This is a genomic window from Pseudomonas sp. M5A4_2d (genome assembly GCF_053345295.1).
Genome location: NZ_JBKEZW010000001.1, coordinates 728,852 through 745,480 on the forward strand (window position 1 = coordinate 728,852; position 16,629 = coordinate 745,480).

Annotated in this window: 19 protein-coding genes and 1 tRNA gene; 16 read left to right on the forward strand and 4 right to left on the reverse strand. The window is 57.9% G+C overall.

Translation table 11 applies throughout. The features are described 5' to 3' along the window. From ACLBW8_RS03405 to ACLBW8_RS03420, 4 genes are read left to right on the forward strand one after another with little or no spacing between them, the layout of a single operon-like run. Positions 1-1,023: a LacI family DNA-binding transcriptional regulator gene (locus ACLBW8_RS03405; RefSeq protein ID WP_064453224.1), complete on the forward strand. Its 1,023-nt coding sequence runs from the start codon at positions 1-3 to the stop codon at positions 1,021-1,023. Between the two features lie 23 nt (positions 1,024-1,046). Beyond that, on the forward strand, positions 1,047-1,964 hold the full coding sequence (rbsK, locus tag ACLBW8_RS03410) for a ribokinase (protein WP_064453223.1): 918 nt from the start codon (positions 1,047-1,049) through the stop codon (positions 1,962-1,964). Further along, positions 1,961-2,365, forward strand: coding sequence for a D-ribose pyranase (gene rbsD / locus ACLBW8_RS03415; protein WP_221295243.1), 405 nt, complete (start codon positions 1,961-1,963; stop codon positions 2,363-2,365). The genes rbsK and rbsD overlap by 4 nt, the downstream gene beginning before the upstream one ends. 26 nt (positions 2,366-2,391) lie before the next feature. After that, on the forward strand, positions 2,392-3,420 hold the full coding sequence (locus tag ACLBW8_RS03420) for a nucleoside hydrolase (protein WP_064453221.1): 1,029 nt from the start codon (positions 2,392-2,394) through the stop codon (positions 3,418-3,420). 33 nt (positions 3,421-3,453) lie between these two features. Here the strand turns inward: ACLBW8_RS03420 and ACLBW8_RS03425 are convergent, their stop codons facing one another. Next, the gene (locus ACLBW8_RS03425; protein ID WP_064453220.1) at positions 3,454-3,666 is read right to left on the reverse strand and encodes a hypothetical protein; all 213 of its coding nucleotides are present in this window, start codon (positions 3,664-3,666) and stop codon (positions 3,454-3,456) included. A gap of 176 nt (positions 3,667-3,842) precedes the next feature. Between ACLBW8_RS03425 and ACLBW8_RS03430 the strand changes: the two genes are divergently transcribed. Both ACLBW8_RS03430 and ACLBW8_RS03435 read left to right on the forward strand, forming a co-directional pair. Continuing rightward, positions 3,843-4,151 carry a hypothetical protein gene (locus ACLBW8_RS03430; protein ID WP_221295241.1) on the forward strand — a complete coding sequence of 103 codons (309 nt, stop codon included), beginning with the start codon at positions 3,843-3,845 and terminating at the stop codon, positions 4,149-4,151. Between the two features lie 144 nt (positions 4,152-4,295). Next, positions 4,296-4,616 (forward strand): I78 family peptidase inhibitor, encoded by a 321-nt coding sequence (locus ACLBW8_RS03435; RefSeq protein ID WP_064453219.1) that lies wholly within the window; start codon positions 4,296-4,298, stop codon positions 4,614-4,616. A gap of 74 nt (positions 4,617-4,690) precedes the next feature. Here ACLBW8_RS03435 and ACLBW8_RS03440 read toward each other — a convergent pair whose 3' ends face one another. Both ACLBW8_RS03440 and ACLBW8_RS03445 read right to left on the reverse strand, forming a co-directional pair. Continuing rightward, a complete protein-coding gene (locus ACLBW8_RS03440) occupies positions 4,691-4,903 on the reverse strand; it encodes a cold-shock protein (RefSeq protein ID WP_003234260.1) in 213 nt (70 codons plus the stop codon). Between the two features lie 289 nt (positions 4,904-5,192). Next, positions 5,193-5,507, reverse strand: a complete 315-nt coding sequence (locus ACLBW8_RS03445; protein ID WP_064453218.1) for a hypothetical protein — start codon at positions 5,505-5,507, stop codon at positions 5,193-5,195. A gap of 370 nt (positions 5,508-5,877) precedes the next feature. Between ACLBW8_RS03445 and thrS the strand changes: the two genes are divergently transcribed. The 9 genes from thrS to ACLBW8_RS03490 all read left to right on the forward strand — a co-directional run bounded on the left by thrS (position 5,878) and on the right by ACLBW8_RS03490 (position 13,331). Beyond that, positions 5,878-7,800, forward strand: coding sequence for a threonine--tRNA ligase (gene thrS / locus ACLBW8_RS03450; protein WP_053257053.1), 1,923 nt, complete (start codon positions 5,878-5,880; stop codon positions 7,798-7,800). Further along, positions 7,800-8,351: a translation initiation factor IF-3 gene (gene infC / locus ACLBW8_RS03455; RefSeq protein ID WP_064453217.1), complete on the forward strand. Its 552-nt coding sequence runs from the start codon at positions 7,800-7,802 to the stop codon at positions 8,349-8,351. The genes thrS and infC overlap by 1 nt, the downstream gene beginning before the upstream one ends. 60 nt (positions 8,352-8,411) lie before the next feature. Beyond that, a complete protein-coding gene (rpmI, locus tag ACLBW8_RS03460; RefSeq protein ID WP_008145659.1) occupies positions 8,412-8,606 on the forward strand; it encodes a 50S ribosomal protein L35 in 195 nt (64 codons plus the stop codon). A gap of 27 nt (positions 8,607-8,633) precedes the next feature. Next, complete coding sequence (gene rplT, locus ACLBW8_RS03465) at positions 8,634-8,990, forward strand: 50S ribosomal protein L20 (RefSeq protein ID WP_053257052.1); 357 nt, start codon at positions 8,634-8,636, stop codon at positions 8,988-8,990. Positions 8,991-9,099: 109 nt separating this feature from the next. Beyond that, on the forward strand, positions 9,100-10,116 hold the full coding sequence (gene pheS, locus ACLBW8_RS03470) for a phenylalanine--tRNA ligase subunit alpha (protein WP_447804577.1): 1,017 nt from the start codon (positions 9,100-9,102) through the stop codon (positions 10,114-10,116). A 26-nt stretch (positions 10,117-10,142) separates the two neighbouring features. Next, the gene (pheT, locus tag ACLBW8_RS03475; protein ID WP_447804578.1) at positions 10,143-12,521 is read left to right on the forward strand and encodes a phenylalanine--tRNA ligase subunit beta; all 2,379 of its coding nucleotides are present in this window, start codon (positions 10,143-10,145) and stop codon (positions 12,519-12,521) included. Positions 12,522-12,524: 3 nt separating this feature from the next. Beyond that, positions 12,525-12,827: an integration host factor subunit alpha gene (ihfA, locus tag ACLBW8_RS03480; RefSeq protein WP_002553164.1), complete on the forward strand. Its 303-nt coding sequence runs from the start codon at positions 12,525-12,527 to the stop codon at positions 12,825-12,827. Continuing rightward, positions 12,808-13,164: a MerR family transcriptional regulator gene (locus ACLBW8_RS03485; RefSeq protein WP_003174972.1), complete on the forward strand. Its 357-nt coding sequence runs from the start codon at positions 12,808-12,810 to the stop codon at positions 13,162-13,164. Before ihfA ends, ACLBW8_RS03485 begins: the two co-directional genes overlap by 20 nt. Before the next feature lie 90 nt (positions 13,165-13,254). Then, a tRNA-Pro gene (locus ACLBW8_RS03490) sits at positions 13,255-13,331 on the forward strand. A gap of 67 nt (positions 13,332-13,398) precedes the next feature. Here ACLBW8_RS03490 and ACLBW8_RS03495 read toward each other — a convergent pair. Next, complete coding sequence (locus ACLBW8_RS03495; RefSeq protein WP_447804579.1) at positions 13,399-14,028, reverse strand: CatB-related O-acetyltransferase; 630 nt, start codon at positions 14,026-14,028, stop codon at positions 13,399-13,401. 178 nt (positions 14,029-14,206) lie between these two features. On the opposite strand from ACLBW8_RS03495, the gene ACLBW8_RS03500 reads away from it, so the two are divergent. Beyond that, positions 14,207-16,612 carry a TonB-dependent siderophore receptor gene (locus ACLBW8_RS03500; RefSeq protein WP_447804580.1) on the forward strand — a complete coding sequence of 802 codons (2,406 nt, stop codon included), beginning with the start codon at positions 14,207-14,209 and terminating at the stop codon, positions 16,610-16,612. Positions 16,613-16,629 lie beyond the last annotated feature (17 nt).

The window sequence follows — 16,629 nt, forward strand, 5'->3', positions numbered from 1 at the left end:
ATGGCAACGATCAAGGATGTGGCGGCGCTCGCAGGTATTTCCTACACCACCGTGTCCCATGTGGTGAACAAGACGCGGCCGGTCAGCGAGCCTGTGCGGATCAAGGTTGAAGCGGCGATCAAGCAGTTGGACTATGTGCCAAGTGCGGTTGCGCGCTCGCTCAAAGCCAAGACCACTGCCACCATTGGCCTGCTGGTGCCCAATAGCCTTAACCCGTATTTTGCCGAACTGGCCCGGGGCATCGAGGATTACTGTGAGCGTAATGGTTATTGCGTGATCCTCTGCAACTCCGACGATAACGCTGAGAAGCAGCGCAGCTACTTGCGCGTATTGCTCGAGAAGCGCATCGACGGCTTGATCGTGACCTCGGTGGGTGGTGACGACAGCGGCCTTGCTGCGGGTTTGAGCGCGGTGCGCACGCCCATGGTCATTGTCGACCGTGCGCTGGATGGCATTGATGTCGACCTGGTGCGTATCGACCACGAGGAGGGCGCTTACCTGGCGACCCGGCACTTGCTTGAACTGGGTCACCGGGACATCGCCTGCATTGGTGGCCCCGGTCACACCCGTGTGGCGCAAATGCGGCTTGCGGGCTATCACCGCGCGCTGCGTGAGGCGGGCGTGGATGTAGCGGCCAGTCGCACCCTGGAAAGTGACTTCACCAGCACCGGTGGTTATGCCGCTGCGGTACAGTTGCTGTCGGAAAACCCGCCAAGTGCGATTTTCGCCAGTAACGACATGATCGGTTTCGGTGTATTACGTGCGGCAGCCGAGCGCAATATTCGTGTGCCGGGTGAGCTGTCGGTGATCGGTTTTGACGACATTCAAATGGGCCGCTACGTTTACCCCGCGCTGACCACGGTCGGGCAGTCAATCGTGCAATTGGGCGAGACGGCCGCCGAACTCTTATTGCGACGAATTGCGACACCCCAACTGCCGATCGATCAGCGCATCGTGACGCCAAGCATTGTTTTACGTGAGTCGACGGCGCCGTTTGCGGGTGTGTTCGCCCAATACCGCTGAACCGAATTGATGAGTACTGATGTATGCCAGCAAAAGTAGTGGTAATAGGCAGCTTGAACATGGATTTGGTCACCCGCGCCAGTCGCTTGCCGCGCGCCGGTGAAACCCTGATTGGCCAAACGTTTTCCACCGTCCCGGGCGGCAAGGGCGCCAATCAGGCGGTCGCTTCGGCGCGCCTGGGCGCTGATGTGGCGATGATTGGATGCGTCGGCACGGACGCCTACGGCACTCAATTGCGCGACGCGTTGCTGGTGGAGGGCATTGATTGCCAGGCCGTCAGCTCGGTCGACGGCTCAAGCGGCGTGGCATTGATTGTGGTGGATGACAGCAGCCAGAACGCGATTGTAATCGTTGCGGGAAGCAACGGTGAGCTGACGCCCGCTTCGTTGCAGCTGGCCGATTCGGTGTTGCAGGCGGCCGATGTGATCGTCTGCCAATTGGAAGTACCCATGGACACCGTGGGCCATGCTCTCAAGCGCGGTCGTGAACTGGGCAAGACGGTGATCCTGAATCCAGCACCGGCCAGTGGCCCGTTGCCCGCGCAGTGGTACGCCTCGATCGACTATCTGATTCCCAACGAAAGCGAAGCCGGTGCATTAAGTGGCGTGACGGTCGATTCCCTCGACAGCGCCAAGGTCGCTGCGACGCAGTTGATCAAGGCGGGCGCCGGCAAAGTGATCATCACTCTGGGGGCGCAGGGCGCGCTGTTTGCCGATGGCAACGGCTTTGAGCACCTGGTGGCGCCAAAGGTCAAGGCAGTGGACACCACGGCTGCCGGTGACACCTTCGTGGGTGGTTTTGCCGCCGCGCTCGCCAACGGTAAAAGCGAAGCCGAGGCCATTCGCTTTGGTCAGGTCGCCGCAGCGCTGTCGGTCACTCGCGCCGGCGCGCAACCCTCTATCCCTGTATTGCAGGACGTTCAAGGTTTCATACCCTCATGAAAAAGACACCTCTGCTCAATATCGCCCTGTCGCGCGTGATCGCGTCCCTCGGTCATGGTGACATCCTGGTGATTGGCGATGCCGGCCTGCCGGTGCCGCCGGGCGTCGAGTTGATCGACCTGGCGCTGACCCAGGGCATTCCTGATTTCATCAGTACCCTACGCATTGTACTGAGCGAAATGCAGGTGGAAAGCCACGTGTTGGCGGAAGAAATCCTGCTCAAGCAGCCACCTGCGCTCACGGCACTCAATACCCTGACTGAGCAGGCTGCCCTCGGCGAGCGCCGCCTGCTCAGCCACGAAGAATTCAAGCAGCTCAGCCGCAAGGCCCGCGCCGTAGTGCGCACTGGCGAGTGCCAGCCTTATTGCAATATCGCGCTGGTGTCCGGCGTAACCTTCTAGAGTTTTCCTACGACAAGGAGTGTTTCATGCAACGTGGTCTTCCAACCCTGAAAAACCTGTTTCGGAGTGTCCTGCTTTTGTCCGCGCTCACAGCAGCCAGCGCCCAAGCGGCGGAAAAAATCGACCTGATCATCGATACCGACCCAGGTGCCGATGACGTAGTGGCCTTGCTGTTTGCCATGGCCTCTCCGGAGGAACTGAGCATTCGTGCGCTGACCACCGTTGCCGGTAACGTGCGCCTGGACAAGACTTCCCGCAACGCACGCCTGGCTCGTGAGTGGGCAGGGCGTGAGGAAATTCCTGTGTACGCAGGCGCGCCAAAACCGATGCTGCGCACGCCGATTTACGCTGAGAATATTCACGGCAAAGAAGGTATTTCCGGTGTCACCGTACACGAGCCAAAAAACGGCCTGGCTGAAGGCAATGCTGTCGACTACCTGATCAAAACGCTCAGCACTGCCAAGCCACACAGCATCACCATCGCCATGCTCGGCCCACAAACCAATCTGGCGCTGGCGTTGACCCAGGCCCCGGAAATCACCCAGGGCATCAAGGAAGTGGTGGTGATGGGCGGTGCGCACTTCAATGGCGGCAATATCACACCGGTGGCCGAATTCAATTTGTTCGCCGACCCTATCGCCGCTGAAATCGTGCTCAAAAGTGGCGTCAAGCTGACCTACCTGCCACTGGACGTGACCCACAAGGTGCTGACCAGCGAAGCGCGCCTGAAGAAAATCGCGGCGATTAACAACAACGCGAGCAAAGTGGTTGGCGACATTCTCAATGAATACGTCAAAGGCGACATGGAGCACTACGGCATCCCGGGCGGTCCGGTACACGACGCTACCGTCATTGCCTATCTGCTCAAGCCGGCACTGTTCAGTGGGCGTGAGGTTAACGTGGTGGTAGACAGTCGCGAAGGCCCGACCTTCGGCCAGACCATCGTCGATTGGTATGACGGCTTGAAGCAGCCGAAGAACGCGTTCTGGGTTGAGAACGGCGACGCCCAAGGCTTCTTCGATCTGCTGACCGAGCGCTTGGCGCGCCTGAAGTAATGTGTTTGCCGGTCGGCGCTCGCCGGCCGGGTCTTATTCGCGCTCGGGCTTGTGTGCGCCCATGTGATCGGCCGGGTATTTCTCGAATATCTGGCCGATGAAGGCTTGCGCGGCCTGAGTGCCGAGTTCCTTGACCAGCAGGTCGATTCCGATGATTGCCAACTCCTCCGGGCTTCCGGGGCTGTAGGAGCTCTGTCCTTGAGGCCACTTGGCTTTGATGTCGGCTTGGAGGGTTACAGTGGTCATGGGGGGGGGGCTCGCGGGGTTTGAAGTGCTGGGCAGTGCGCTGGCACGCGGTTTTAGTCGCGGCAGTTAACCATTTTTGCAGGGTATTTGGCACTGCTACTTAGGCATGAGGTGCTTCGGGTTGAGGCAGGCGCTGTGCGACACTGTTGCTCAATTCAATTGCCGGGGAACACCAGGTGCAGATCGATTTGAACAACCCCGATAACGTCACGCTGGAGGCTGTCCGTCAGTTGCTCGCCAGTGCCAGTGATGACGAGCATACCCAGTTACGAGTGACCAAGGCCGGTATCGCGTATATCTCCTCCGGGAAGGCCGTAGGTGGCGTCGAGATCGATGGCTTGCTGTTTCGCCTGGAAACCTGGGCGAAAGGTTCGGGTTATGTCGGTAAAGTCGCGGCCAGTGATGAAGTCTGGGTCATGCAGATTTTCAATGCGCTCACGCAGAATTGGCCAAACCCACCGTTTGACTACATCGACATCTACTGAGTGCGTTCATATCTGGTGACGATTGACTGGGCGAATGCTCGCCCTGAGTCAGGCAGACTTGCCGTCGGGCGATTTACGTCTTGAAACCAAACGGCCAGATCGCTGTCGCACGATCTCTGTCCATTTTTTATCATAGGAGGCTTCATGCCTTGGAAGCTCGCATCATTCGGCACTTTGTTGGCAGCACTCGCGTTGGCGGGTTGCAGCACCCCGGGTGCCTCTGAGCCAGGCAAAGACGTCGCCGTTGCTGACGCAGGCCATAGCCGTTGTGAGTCGAAGGCTGCCGAATTCGCCATCGGCCAGAAAGCTTCGCCTCAACTGCTGGATCAGGCGCGTACCCGTGCCGGCGCGCAGAACGCGCGGATCCTCAAGCCTAACGACATGATCACGCTGGAGTACCGCTCCGACCGCTTGAACCTGAACACCGACGACAACCTGGTGATTACGCGGGTCAACTGCGGCTGAAAGTGTCCCGGCTTTTGCAGTGCCCATAAAAAACCCCGTCACATGGACGGGGTTTTTTTTAGCTCAGCGGAGAATTACTCGCCGCGAACCTGTGCAGCTTGCATACCCTTTTGGCCTTTCTCAGCCACGAAGGAAACGGTTTGGCCTTCTTTCAGGCTTTTGAAACCGTCGCTTTCGATAGCTTTGAAGTGTACGAACAGGTCGTCACCGCCACCTTGAGGAGTGATGAAGCCGAAGCCTTTTTCATCGTTGAACCATTTAACGGTGCCGGTTTGGCGATTAGACATGGTGTATCTCCAAGAAACATATATTTTCAGTAGTGCTGTGCTGCTCAGGCCAACTGGGCACACTTGGCTATCATAGTCGAAATGTTCGACTTGGGAGCCCCCCCAAGGCATTGTTTGCTACTCAATGGCGTTGCGTTTAGTGCCTTGTTCGGCTGAAAGCCCCGATCTACGGGGCTTTGGCGCGAAATATCAGCTGTTAAAAAAAGCCGTAAAAGCTGCGTAATTTGTGAGAAATGGCAGTTTTCAGGCTTTTTTTTCCGCTAAAAGGCTGCCTGATCAGTGGTCGGTCTTACTTTTTCTTCACGACTTTGCAGGACGAAATAGCCGTGACCGCTTTGTTTTTAAGCTCCTGCTTGGCGTTCTGGTTGGTCATGAGCTCCTTGATTTCAGCGGTGCTCAATTCCGCGTTGATCTTGTCGGCGCCGCATTCGCAATGGTCTTTGGCGGTTTTGGCGTCAACGCTCTGCTGAGCGGCTGAGGTGCAGTCTTTGACGAAGTTGTCCCGGTCGCCGGCCGAAGGCCAGTTCGATGGGGCTGCAGCCTGTGCGCCGAAGGAGAGGAAGGCCAGCGATGCAGCAAGCGCGAAGGTCGAGGAAAAACGCATAGTTAAAGGCTCCTGAAGTCTTGAGGACGAACGGCGATTCTCGGTGCGTTTGAGGCCTGTCGTACAGCTCAAGTTCACTTTTGCCGCTATAAACGCTGGAATTTGTATTTCCTAAGGCCGTGCCGGCGCGACGACCGTTCATCTGTGCTAGCATCCGCAACCTGGCTGTTTACAGGCGTGCCAATTGCCGCCTTGCCATGTTCTTTTTTAGTTCACTCCAGTCACTCTGGTTCGATTATCGGTTGGCCGAAAGGCTCCTGCCGCTGTAAGGCAGGCGTTCATCACTGAACGGCCTGGTGTTGGATCTTGTACTGGCTCATCCCAACCCACGTGACCTTTGGTAGGGGTCACCACTAGGAGAGGAGGCGCCATGCCAACTATTACTCTTCCCGATGGCAGTCAACGTTCATTCGATCATTCGGTTTCCGTAGCCGAGGTCGCCGCATCCATTGGTGCCGGCCTGGCCAAGGCCACTGTGGCCGGCAAGGTCGACGGCAAGCTGGTTGACGCCAGCGACCTGATCACCGCAGATGCCAGCCTGCAAATCATCACGCCTAAGGATCAAGAGGGGCTGGAGATCATTCGCCACTCTTGTGCGCACCTTATTGGCCACGCGGTCAAGCAGCTGTACCCGACCGCGAAGATGGTCATCGGCCCGGTCATTGACGAAGGCTTCTATTACGATATCGCCTACGAGCGTCCATTCACTCCGGACGACCTGGCTGCTATCGAGGCGCGCATGCACGCGCTGATCGAAAAAGATTACGACGTCATCAAGAAAGTCACGCCGCGCGCCGAAGTGATCGACGTATTTACTGCTCGTGGTGAAGACTACAAGCTGCGTCTGGTGGAAGACATGCCGGACGAACAGGCCATGGGCCTGTATTACCACGAAGAATACGTCGACATGTGCCGTGGCCCGCACGTGCCGAACACGCGCTTCCTCAAGTCGTTCAAGCTGACCAAGCTGTCCGGTGCCTACTGGCGCGGTGATGCGAAGAACGAGCAGCTGCAGCGGATCTATGGCACTGCCTGGGCTGACAAGAAGCAGCTGGCAGCCTACATCCAGCGCATCGAAGAAGCCGAAAAACGCGACCACCGCAAGATCGGCAAGCGCCTGAACCTGTTCCACCTCCAGGAAGAAGCGCCGGGCATGGTGTTCTGGCACCCGAACGGCTGGACCCTGTATCAGGTGCTCGAGCAGTACATGCGCAAGGTTCAGCGCGATAACGGCTACCTGGAAATCAAGACGCCGCAGGTCGTTGATCGCGGCCTGTGGGAGAAATCCGGGCACTGGGCCAACTACGCCGACAACATGTTCACCACCCAGTCGGAAAACCGCGACTACGCCATCAAGCCGATGAACTGCCCGTGCCACGTGCAGGTGTTCAATCAAGGCCTGAAGAGCTACCGCGAGTTGCCGATGCGTCTGGCCGAATTCGGTGCCTGCCACCGTAATGAGCCGTCGGGTGCGCTGCACGGCATCATGCGTGTACGTGGCTTCACTCAGGATGACGCCCACATCTTCTGCACCGAAGAGCAGATGCAGTCTGAATCCGCTGCGTTCATCAAACTGACCATGGACGTTTATCGCGATTTCGGCTTCACCGAAGTCGAAATGAAGCTGTCCACTCGTCCGGAAAAACGCGTCGGGTCCGACGAGCTGTGGGATCGCGCCGAAGCTGCACTGGCCGCCGCGCTAGACAATGCGGGCCTTGCGTACGATTTGCAGCCGGGTGAGGGCGCCTTCTACGGTCCGAAAATCGAGTTCTCGCTGAAAGATTGTCTTGGTCGTGTGTGGCAATGTGGTACTTTGCAGCTCGATTTTAACCTGCCGATCCGTTTGGGGGCTGAATACGTCTCCGAAGACAACAGCCGTAAACACCCGGTTATGCTGCACCGGGCGATCCTCGGCTCGTTCGAACGGTTTGTCGGGATCCTGATCGAGCACTACGAGGGTGCGTTCCCCGCGTGGCTGGCTCCGACTCAGGCAGTGATCATGAATATCACTGATAAACAGGCCGATTTTGCCGCTGAAGTTGAAAAAACTCTCAACGAAAGCGGATTTCGTGCCAAGTCCGACTTGAGAAATGAAAAGATCGGCTTTAAAATCCGCGAGCATACTTTGCTCAAGGTTCCCTATCTTTTGGTTATCGGAGATCGGGAAGTCGAGATGCAGACTGTCGCTGTGCGTACTCGTGAAGGTGCTGACCTGGGCTCGATGCCCGTCGCCCAGTTCGCTGAGTTCCTCGCGCAAGCGGTTTCCCGGCGTGGTCGCCCAGATTCGGAGTAATTATTATTAAGCGTGAACCGAGACAAGATAAACGAGCTGCACCGAAAGCGCCGATCAATGAGAATATCTCGGCACGCGAGGTTCGGTTAATTGGCGCTGATGGCGAGCAGATTGGCATCGTCTCTATTGATGAAGCGCTTCGTATTGCTGAAGAGTCCAAATTGGACCTGGTGGAAATTTCCGCCGACGCAATCCCACCTGTTTGTCGGGTGATGGACTACGGCAAATCGATCTTCGAGAAGAAGAAGCAGGTTGCCGCAGCGAAGAAGAACCAGAAGCAGATTCAAGTAAAAGAAATCAAGTTTCGTCCAGGGACGGAGGAAGGGGATTACCAGGTAAAACTGCGCAACCTGGTACGTTTCCTGAGTGATGGGGACAGGGCCAAGGTATCCTTGCGATTCCGCGGCCGTGAGATGGCCCACCAGGAGCTGGGGATGGAACTCCTCAAGCGGGTTGAAGCTGACCTGTTGGAGTACGGTTCTGTCGAGCAGCATCCTAAGATGGAAGGACGCCAGCTGATTATGGTCATCGCCCCGAAAAAGAAGAAGTAATCAACAGGGCACGGCAGGCCTTCTGATTATGTTTATCAACTGAATGCGGAGTATCCGAACATGCCAAAAATGAAAACTAAAAGTGGTGCTGCTAAGCGGTTTCTGAAAACTGCTAACGGTATCAAGCACAAGCACGCTTTCAAGAGCCACATCCTGACTAAAATGTCGACCAAGCGTAAGCGTCAACTGCGCGGTAGCAGCTTGCTGGCACCGTGTGACGTGGCAAAAGTCGAGCGCATGCTGCGCCTTCGTTAATTTAGTCAAGAATAGAGGAAGTAACTCATGGCTCGTGTAAAGCGTGGCGTCATTGCCCGTAAGCGTCACAAAAAAATTCTGAAACTTGCTAAAGGCTACTACGGCGCGCGTTCACGCGTATTCCGTGTTGCCAAGCAAGCGGTAATCAAGGCAGGCCAATACGCCTACCGTGACCGTCGTCAGAAAAAACGTCAGTTCCGCGCTCTGTGGATCGCTCGTATCAATGCTGGTGCACGTGTTAACGGTCTGTCCTACAGCCGTTTCATCGCTGGCCTGAAAAAAGCGTCCATCGAAATCGACCGTAAGGTTCTGGCTGAACTGGCCGTGAACGATAAAGCGGTGTTTGCTGCGATTGTCGAGAAAGCTAAAGCCACTTTGGCTTAAGTACCCCCGACAGTCACCCTGGGTTGCTCCTGCAGCCCAAGGTGGTAAACGTCATAAATAGGGGAAGAGCCTTCAAGCTCTTCCCCTATTTTGTATCTGGAGTCTGTACATGGAAAACCTGGACGCGCTCGTCGCTCAAGCTCTTGAGGCTGTGCAAAGCGCTGAAGATATCAATGCCCTGGAGCAAATCCGGGTTCACTACCTTGGCAAAAAGGGTGAATTGACTCAGGTGATGAAGACCCTGGGGAATTTACCGGCTGAAGAGCGTCCGCAAGTCGGTGCGCTGATCAACGTCGCCAAGGAGCGTGTCACAGAGGTTCTCAATGCGCGCAAGGCGTCGCTCGAGGAGGCCGATCTTGCGGCCAAGCTCGCCGCCGAGTCCATTGACGTAACCTTGCCTGGCCGTGGCCAGGCCTCGGGCGGTCTGCATCCGATCACCCGGACTCTGGAACGTATCGTGCAGTTCTTCACCCATATCGGCTACGGCATTGCCGAAGGCCCTGAGGTCGAAGACGACTATCACAACTTCGAGGCGCTCAACATCCCAGGCCATCACCCGGCCCGGTCGATGCACGACACCTTCTATTTCAACGCGAACATGCTGTTGCGCACCCATACCTCGCCGGTACAGGTCCGCACCATGGAAGCGAACAAGCCGCCGATCCGCATCGTCTGCCCAGGCCGTGTGTACCGTAGCGACTCGGATATCACCCACTCGCCGATGTTCCATCAGGTCGAAGGCCTGCTGGTTGATCGCGACATCAATTTCGCCGACCTCAAAGGCACCATCGAAGAATTCCTGCGGGTGTTCTTCGAGAAGGAGTTGGCGGTGCGTTTCCGTCCTTCGTTCTTCCCGTTCACCGAGCCATCCGCCGAAGTTGATATGGAGTGCGTGATGTGCAGCGGTAAAGGCTGCCGCGTCTGCAAACAGACGGGCTGGCTGGAAGTGATGGGCTGCGGCATGGTTCACCCCAACGTGCTGCGCATGTCCGGGATCGACCCGGAAGAGTTCTCGGGCTTTGCCTTCGGCATGGGCGTTGAGCGTCTGGCCATGCTGCGTTACGGCGTGAACGACTTACGTCTGTTCTTCGACAACGACTTGCGGTTCCTCGCGCAATTTCGCTAGTCGTAACGAATCTTTAGGAGAGCAGGATGAAATTCAGTGAACAATGGCTGCGTGGCTGGGTAAGCCCGCAGGTAGATCGCGACGAGCTGGTTGCTCGTCTGTCGATGGCCGGCCTTGAGGTCGACAGCGTAACGCCGGCCGCCGGTGTTTTCAGCGGCGTGGTCGTGGGCGAGGTGCTGAGCACCGAGCAGCACCCTGATGCTGATAAATTGCGCGTGTGTCAGGTCAGCAATGGCACCGAAACCTTCCAGGTCGTATGCGGAGCGCCGAACGTGCGCCCGGGCCTGAAGATTCCGTTTGCCATGATCGGCGCCGAACTGCCAGGCGACTTCAAGATCAAGAAAGCCAAGTTGCGTGGCGTTGAGTCCAACGGCATGCTCTGCTCCCAGGCTGAACTGCAAGTGGGCGAGGGCAACGACGGCCTGATGGAACTGCCGGCCGACGCGCCAGTAGGCCAGGACATTCGTGTCTACCTGGAGCTGGAAGACGCCAGCATCGAGGTCGACCTGACCCCGAACCGCGGCGATTGCCTGTCCCTCGCTGGCCTGGCCCGCGAAGTAGGCGCGTTGTACAACGCGCCAGTCACTCGTCCCGTGGTTGCCGCAGTAGCTGCCGTGCACGAGGAAGTACGCCCGATCGAAGTGCTGGCGCCAAACGCTTGCCCGCGCTACCTGGGCCGCGTGATCCGTAACGTCGACCTTTCCAAGCCAACCCCGCTGTGGATGGTTGAGCGCCTGCGTCGCGCCGATGTGCGCAGCATCGACGCTGCCGTCGACATCACCAACTACGTGATGCTGGAACTGGGCCAACCGTTGCACGCTTTCGATCTCGCCGAAATCAATGGCGGCATCCGCGTACGCATGGCCGAAGAAGGCGAGAAGCTGGTATTGCTCGACGGCCAGGAAGTCAGCCTGCGCGCTGATACCCTGGTCATCGCCGACCATTCCCGCGCCCTGGCGATTGCCGGCGTGATGGGTGGCGAGCACAGCGGTGTGTCCGCGACCACTCGCGATATTTTCCTCGAAAGCGCGTTCTTTGATCAGATCGCCATCGCCGGCAAGGCCCGTTCCTACGGCCTGCACACCGATGCCTCGCATCGCTACGAGCGTGGCGTGGACTGGAAGCTGGCCCGTGAAGCCATGGAGCGCGCCACTGGCCTGCTGCTGGAAATCACGGGTGGCGAAGCCGGCCCGATTACCGAAACCGTCAACGAACAGTACCTGCCGTCCGTTGCACCTATTACGCTGCGCGCCAAAAGCGTCGAGCAAATGCTTGGCCTGGTGATCGAGCCTGCTCAGATTGAGCAATTGCTGTCTGCGCTTGGCCTTGGCATCTCCGCTGGCGGGGAAGGGCAGTGGCACGTTGACGTGCCAAGCCATCGCTTCGATATCAGCCTGGAAGTTGATCTGATCGAAGAGCTGGCTCGTCTGTATGGCTATAACCGTCTGCCGGTGCGCTACCCGCAAGCGCGCCTGGCGCCGCAACCCAAGGCCGAAGCGCGTGCGCACCTGCCGGAGTTGCGTCGTCTGCTGGTTGCCCGTGGCTATCAGGAAGCAGTGACGTACAGCTTCATTGATCCGAAGCAGTTCGAGCTATTCAACCCAGGCGTTGAGCCGTTGCTGTTGGCTAACCCGATCTCCAACGACATGGCCGCCATGCGCTCGTCGCTGTGGCCAGGTTTGGTCAAGGCGCTTTCCCACAACCTGAACCGTCAGCAAGATCGCGTACGCATGTTCGAAAGCGGCCTGCGTTTCGTCGGCCAACTCGACGGCCTGAAGCAAGAGCCGATGTTGGCCGGTGTGGTTTGCGGTAGCCGTCTGCCGGAAGGCTGGGCGCAGGGCCGTGACACCGTGGACTTCTTCGACGTTAAAGCTGACGTGGAAGCGGTATTGGGTTTTGCCGGCGCACTGAATGACTTCACGTTTGTGCCAGGCAGCCATCCAGCGTTGCACCCGGGCCAGACTGCGCGTATCGAGCGCGAAGGGCGCTTGGTGGGCTTCGTCGGTGCCATTCACCCCGAGCTTTCGAAAACCCTCGGTCTCGACCGTCCTGTGTTCGTTTTTGAGCTGGTGCTGGCCGAAGTGGCGTCGGGCAAAATGCCTAAATTCAGCGAGTTGTCGCGCTTCCCTGAAGTGCGTCGTGACCTGGCCCTGATCGCCGACCGTGACGTGGCCGCCACTGCTGTTCTGGATGTAATCCGTGAAAATGCAGGGGAATGGCTGACAGACCTCAGGCTATTTGACGTCTATCAGGGTAAAGGCATTGATCCGCATAGAAAAAGCCTTGCAGTTGGCTTGACCTGGCAGCATCCATCGCGCACTCTTAATGACGATGAGGTGAATACCACGACACAAAATATCCTCACCTCGCTCGAACAAAGGTTGAACGCCACGTTAAGGAAGTGACGTATGGGGGCTTTGACGAAAGCTGAGATGGCGGAACGTCTGTACGAAGAGTTGGGTCTGAACAAGCGCGAGGCCAAGGAATTGGTCGAGCTGTTTTTTGAAGAAATCAGGCACGCTCTGGAAGACAACGAACAGGTCAAATTGTCCGGTTTCGGCAATTTTGACCTGCGGGACAAACGCCAGCGGCCTGGCCGCAATCCAAAAACGGGAGAAGAAATCCCGATCACGGCTCGCCGTGTGGTCACCTTTCGTCCAGGGCAGAAGTTGAAGGCCCGAGTTGAGGCTTATGCTGGAACCAAGTCATAACGACGAGCTACCCGTCATCCCAGGCAAACGCTACTTCACCATTGGTGAAGTCAGCGAGCTCTGTGCGGTCAAACCGCACGTGTTGCGCTATTGGGAGCAGGAGTTTCCTCAACTCAACCCCGTCAAACGCACCGGGAACCGTCGGTATTATCAGCGCCAGGATGTGCTGATGATCCGGCAGATCCGTGCGTTGCTGTACGATCAGGGGTTCACCATCAGCGGCGCGCGCCAGCGTATGTCCGGTGATGAAGCCAAAGACGACACCACCCAATACAAGCAATTGATCCGCCAAATGATCTCCGAACTCGAAGATGTGCTGGTGGTTTTGAAGAAATAACTCAGGCTTTTAAAATACTTCCACATTTCAAAAGCTTGCGGTATATTCCTGATCGCTTCGTTGCGAAGCGAACCCAGTAACACGCCTAGTCGGGGCGTAGCGCAGTCCGGTAGCGCACTAGCATGGGGTGCTAGGGGTCGAGTGTTCGAATCACTCCGTCCCGACCATATTCTTCTTTGAAAAAGCCCAATCTTAAAAGGTTGGGCTTTTTATGCGTCACACTTTCAGGTGGCTTCAGCCTGCCGTGCGTTCGCGCTGCTTGAGGTAATCCACAAACGGGGTGATATCCGGGCTGCAGAGCAAATGCGCGATCGCGCACACTTCGGTTTCCGGCCAGTCCCACCAGGCGGATTGCTCAAGGATCAGGCGGGTGGGTTCATCAAAGCGCCAGCGGATATGTTTGGCGGGGTTGCCGCCCACAATGGCGTAAGGCGCCACATCTTTGGTGACGATCGAGCCGGCGGCAACGACCGCGCCATTGCCGATGGTTACGCCTGACAGAATCTTCGCATGCGAGCTGATCCAGCAGTCATTGCCGATGGTGACGTCACCTTTGCTACCGCCGAAGTCAGTAATGTGGGCGAGGCTTTTAACCTTGGCCGGGAACGGGTAGCAGCTGAGCCAGTCAGTACGATGGTGGCCACCCAAATACACTTCGACATTGCCGGCAATGGAGGTGTAGGCGCCTACACGCAGGGTCGTGCCCTCATGCCAGTCATGAACCTTCAAGTCTCCGTAGGTGCCGATGCCAAAACTGTAATCGGGGTAACGGTTGCGCAGTTTTTGCGTAGAGCGCTCCAGCGGGGAGAGCGCGCGTAATGCCTTGCGCGCTTGATGTTCGCGCCATTTACGCAATAGCTTCATGGGGTGAGCCTTCTTGCAGAGATTGAAATCAGGCGACATCGTGATGAATGGGTGCCGTCTATGCAAGACGAAGGTAGAGCGGTTTATTTATTGTCTGAAAATAGTCGTCGAAGCCTGTCCCTTTTTTTCACCTCGCCTGTCATTCCAGGCAAGTGAATAAAATCGAGAGCTTCCCCTAATGCCCGCAGTCTCACCCTTGCGCTTGCGCCCGTTGCTGAACCTGAGCCTGATGCTGAGCCTCAGTGCCAGCCCGCTATTCGTCCCGCTCAGCTATGCCGAAGACAGCACAGAGCGCCGCAGCTACGAAGTGCCTGCCGGCAGTTTGAGCGCCGCATTGACCCGCTTTGCCGGGCTCGCTGGCGTTAATCTGTCGGTGGACCCGGCGCTGGTCAGCGGTCACAACAGCAGTGGCTTGTCCGGCGAGTACGCGGTGGAGGAGGGGTTTGCTCGCTTGTTGCAGGGCTCTGGCCTGCAGCTGCAACCGATGGGCGAGCAGGCGTACAGGTTAGTGCCGGTGCCGGAGGGTGGCAGCCTGCAACTGGCGCCCACGTCTATCCTCGGCATCACCGGGCAGGCCGATGGGGATACCTATGCCGGTGGTCAAGTGGCGCGCCGTGGTTCGCAAGGCCTGCTCGGCTCGCGCGACTTTATGGAAACGCCGTTCAGCATGACCACCTACACCGCTGATGCGGTGAAGAACCAGCAGGCGCGCACACTGGGAGACCTGGTTGCCAGCGATCCGTCGGTGCGCGCCACCAACCCGGCGGGTGGGCGCTATGAGCAATTCACGATTCGCGGGTTCAGCCTGTTCAACAGTGATGTGGCCTACAACGGCCTCTATGGCGTGCTGCCGACCTACACCATCGACATGGAAATGGCTGAGCGGGTCGACATCCTCAAAGGCCCGAGCCAGTTGATCAACGGTATCTCGCCACGCGGTAGCGTCGGCGGCGGGATCAACGTGGTGCCCAAGCGCGCCACCGACAAGGACATCACCTCGTTGACCGGCACGTGGGCATCCGGCAGCCAGGCCGGTGGCGCGGTGGATGTGGGACGGCGCTTTGGTGAGGACAACAAATTTGGCATCCGTTTCAACGGCGTGAAGCAGTCCGGCGATACCGAATGGGATCACCAGAGTGTCGACCGTGAAATGGCCGTGTTGGGCCTGGATTTTCGCGGCGAGCGTTTGCGCCTTTCCACGGATATAGGCCACACCGAGCGCGACACCGACGCGCCGCAAGAACGTGTACAAGTCGGCGCCAATGCCAGGGTGCCGAGCGCCAACGATGTGCGCCATAACTACGCACAGCCCTGGAGCAAAGCCCGCACCGACGACACCTTCGGCACTGTTAACGGCGAGTTCGACCTCAGTGACAACGTGATGCTCTATGGCGGTGTGGGCGCGCGTAAAAGCAACCACGACTTCTTGCGTCACGCGGTTTCCGTCACCAACAACGCCGGGGATTTCAGCGTATTGCCACGGGATTTCACCCGCGATGAAAACGTGCGCACCGCCACAGCTGGGGTGCGCAGTTGGTTGCATACCGGACCCGTAAGCCATGAGATCAACCTGGCGGCCAGCTACTTCTACATGGACTTTGAAAACGGCGGCGCCCGGTACGCGGCGGCGCCGAGCAACCTGTACAACCCGGAAGAAACCCCAACCCCTTCACGGCCAACACGCCTGGATTCCAGGGTCTACACCGAGAACCGCTTCAGCGGCGTGGCGCTGTCCGACACCTTGGGCTTTTTCGAGGATCGTTTATTGCTCACCCTCGGCGCGCGCTGGCAGCGGGTGAAGGTCGATGACTGGACCGACAACGTCAAGGGCGACACGGCGTATGACGAGGAAAAAGTCTCACCATCGGGCGGCATCCTCTTCAAAGCCACCGACAAACTGTCGCTATATGCCAACTACATGGAAGGCTTGAGCCAGGGCAAAATCGCGCCTTCGACCTCGATCAACGAAGATGAAATCTTCCCGCCATTTATCAGCCGCCAGGTTGAAGTAGGCGCCAAATACGACGCCGGTGCCTTTGCCGTGACCGCTGCCGTGTTTCGTATCAAGCAGCCCGCCTACGAAACCAACGCGACCACACGGGTTTTCGGCCCCAATGGCAAACGCCAGAACGACGGCGTGGAGCTGAGCGTATTCGGCGAGCCGCTCAAAGGCTTTCGTCTGCTCGGCGGCGTGATGTATATCGACAGCGAACTGACGAACACCACCCAAGGCACCTTCGACGGCAATCGCGCACCGGCCACGCCCCAATACAACGTCAACCTGGGCGCAGAATGGGATGTGCCGACGGTTGAGGGCCTGACCCTGACCAGCCGGGGCCTCTATTCCAGCTCACAGTACCTCGACACGTCCAACGCCAAGCAAATCGATGCCTGGACCCGCCTCGACCTGGGCGCGCGATACGCTTTCAAGGTCGACGACAAGCACATCACCTTACGAGCGAATGTCGAGAACGTCGCCGATAAACGCTACTGGAGCTCTGCCGGGGCGTCTGACGACAGCGAACCGGGTTTGACGCTGTCGACGCCGCGTACCTACTTGCTGTCGGCCACGGTGGACTTCTAAGCACAGGGTCAATATGG